The organism is Corynebacterium sp. c25Ua_47 (assembly GCF_039907205.1).
GTDB lineage: Bacteria > Actinomycetota > Actinomycetes > Mycobacteriales > Mycobacteriaceae > Corynebacterium > Corynebacterium hiratae.
The window spans coordinates 1-2,647 of sequence record NZ_JASBOH010000024.1 but is presented as its reverse complement, the minus strand read 5'-3'; the positions used below and the strand labels follow the sequence as shown (position 1 = coordinate 2,647).

4 protein-coding genes are annotated in these 2,647 nt (G+C 57.8%); all 4 read left to right on the top strand.

Annotated elements, in window-relative coordinates; translation table 11 throughout:
- The coding region (locus QKE52_RS13230; RefSeq protein ID WP_347948994.1) for a hypothetical protein at positions 1-211 on the top strand (211 nt) is incomplete at its 5' end.
- Positions 212-238: 27 nt separating this feature from the next.
- Entirely contained in the window at positions 239-598 is a 360-nt protein-coding gene (locus tag QKE52_RS13225) for a metalloregulator ArsR/SmtB family transcription factor (RefSeq protein WP_070523117.1), read from the top strand.
- The gene (locus QKE52_RS13220) at positions 595-1,197 is read left to right on the top strand and encodes a cadmium resistance transporter (RefSeq protein ID WP_070523118.1); all 603 of its coding nucleotides are present in this window, start codon (positions 595-597) and stop codon (positions 1,195-1,197) included. The genes QKE52_RS13225 and QKE52_RS13220 overlap by 4 nt, the downstream gene beginning before the upstream one ends.
- Positions 1,198-1,614: 417 nt before the next feature.
- A partial coding sequence (locus tag QKE52_RS13215) for an integrase core domain-containing protein (RefSeq protein ID WP_347948993.1) occupies positions 1,615-2,647 on the top strand: 1,033 nt, incomplete at its 3' end.

Here is a 2,647-nt window from a genome sequence, read left to right as displayed (position 1 = left end):
TCGGTCTTTCTACTGCCCCAACTTTGCAACAGCACCACTTCGAGCCAATTCGGTTGCCTTCGGCGCGGCACAAATCGCACATGGGCCGATCATCAGAAACGAGCGTGGTTCAGCTGTTTTCGCAACTTTGCCGGAATCTGCGCCATCTCTGCTACTTTCACTGTCTCTTCAGCAGCGCACACAGCTGCACCGCTACCCGGAACTTGACTAGTTCAGCGATCGCTGTATAGTTCAGCGCATGCTGACTATTGCTTCGCGTCTCGACGTGATGAACCGCCTGGGTCGTGCACTGGCCGACCCCACTCGATCCCGGATCATCTTGACCCTGCTCGACCATCCCGCCTACCCGGCGGAACTATCCCGAGATCTGGACCTGACACGCCCGAACGTGTCCAACCACCTGACATGCTTGCGCGATTGTGGGATTGTCGTCTCCGAGCCCGAGGGGCGTCGGACACGATACGAGATCGCCGATCCGCACCTGGCGCAGGCGCTGACCACATTGGTCGATGCCACCTTGGCAGTAGACGAAGACGCCCCGTGCATCGATCCCGCCTGCTCGCTTCCCGGGTGCTACGCAGCTGGGGAGGACGCATGATCCTCACCTCGGTCTTGCAGGCGATAGGCCTGTTCGCAGCTACCAACATCGACGACATCATCGTGCTCTCCCTCTTCTTCGCGCGAGGGGCAGGCCAGCGCGGCACTACCGCCCGCATTCTGGCCGGCCAGTACCTCGGATTCGCGGGCATCCTCGGTGCCGCGGTTCTAGTGACCATGGGCGCCGGAGCATTCCTGCCCTCGACAGCCATCCCGTACTTCGGTCTAATCCCGCTGGGCCTCGGCCTCTGGGCCGCATGGGAGGCCTGGCGCGGAGACGATGAGGACGATGACGACGAGGCCAAGATTGCCGGCAAGAAGGTTGGCGTGGGGACAGTCGCAGGCGTCACCTTTGCCAACGGTGGCGACAACATCGGCGTCTACACCCCTGTATTCCTCAGCGTGGAACCTCTCGCAGTAGTCGCCTACTGCGTTATTTTCCTCGCGCTCGTTGCGGTCCTGGTGGCCCTGGCAAAGTTCGTCGCAACCCGCCCCCCGATCGCGGAAGTGCTCGAACGCTGGGAGGGCATCCTCTTTCCCATCGTTCTCATCGGCCTCGGTATCGTGATCCTCGTCAGTGGCGGAGCCTTCGGGCTCTGACGGAGCAGCAGTGTTCCAAACGGCCCCGACCGGGCGTTATCGGTGGCTCCTATAACGCCCGGAAGGTCTTTTTGAAGCGCTGTCGGGGCGTGTGAATCTAATCACACAGAGTTTACAGAATCCCAGCAATTAAACTTTCGGCTATCCAATTTCACCCGCGGACGCAATGAGACTAGCACCGACGCTTTCCCCAACGCGCCACCGCTTGCGGCGTAGCCCGACCAAGGCCACCGGCTGGTTCTCAAACGAGGACGAAGCCCGTGGCCTAGAGCTCGTGGTCGAGAGCCGAAATTCGGCCTAAAACCGCGTTTAGCCAAAGAATGTGATGTCTAGGGACTTTTTGGACGCGGAGTCCAGGAGGTTTTTGGACGGGATGTCTAGTGGCTTTTTGGACGTTTGCGGCGGTGGAATAGCCGGATGGCTATTCCATTGCACAAGCGTAGAAAGGTCGCGGATTTCGATCCCGTTCGTGACGGCAAGACGGTCACACAGTTTTGCAAAGAATTGGGAATCTCGCGGCAGACGTACCACAACATCAAACACCGGATAGCGAAGAAGGGCCGAGCAGGCATTGTGCCGGATTCGACTGCCCCGAAGAATCCGATTAAGAAATTTAACGAAGCCGACAAAATCGCAGTCGCCCACGCCAGGCAACAGTTAATGGAGCAAGGCTTAGATTATGGCCCTTGGTCGATCTACTATTTCTTGTTCGACACTGTAGGCGCAGATTACACCCCGTCGCGTTCTACAATCGCCTCGTGGCTGCAGGAGCTGGGATTTGTTGATGCCAATGCCCGCAAACGGCCACGCAGCTCTTATAAGCGCTTCGCCCGCGATCTCGTCGGTGAACTCTGGCAGATCGATGGACTGGTCTATCGCCTCTTTGACCATGTCCATACCCATGTCACGATTTACCAGATCATCGATGATGCCAGCAGATTCGATGTTGGAACCACAGCGTTTGCTCTGCCAGAAAACGGTACTGATGCACGCGCTGCACTGGCCGCAGCGTTTGCCGCCTACGGCAAACCTCAAGAAATCCTTTCCGACAATGGGGATGCGTTCGCCACCTACCACCGTGGTTTTCTTTCTGCTACTGAAACTTGGCTCGCTAGTGAAGGTGTTCTTGCTATTGCTGGTTTCGCCCCGACAACCCAGGGAAAAGACGAGCGCTCTCACCGCACGTTGACCCAGTTCCTCGATGCACGCCACCCAGTCAGCCTTGCTGAGGTCAACGCATATCTGGCTGAATATCGCCAGGTTTACAACGAGCGACGACGGCACCAATCACTGCTTGTCGGCAAAATGCACATCACCCCACGCCAGGCTTTCGATACCTTCCCCAAAGCACCATCACCTACACATCCGCTCAATCCTGAGCAGGTCTGGGAACGCGTAGTTGCCTACAACCAGGCGCACAACCCACAAGCAGTATCCGAAATGCTAAACG

Coding starts and splice junctions, on each gene's coding strand:
- QKE52_RS13220 (WP_070523118.1), top strand. CDS start 595: ATGATCCTCACCTCGGTCTTGCAGGCGATAGGCCTGTTCGCAGCTACC.
- QKE52_RS13225 (WP_070523117.1), top strand. CDS start 239: ATGCTGACTATTGCTTCGCGTCTCGACGTGATGAACCGCCTGGGTCGT.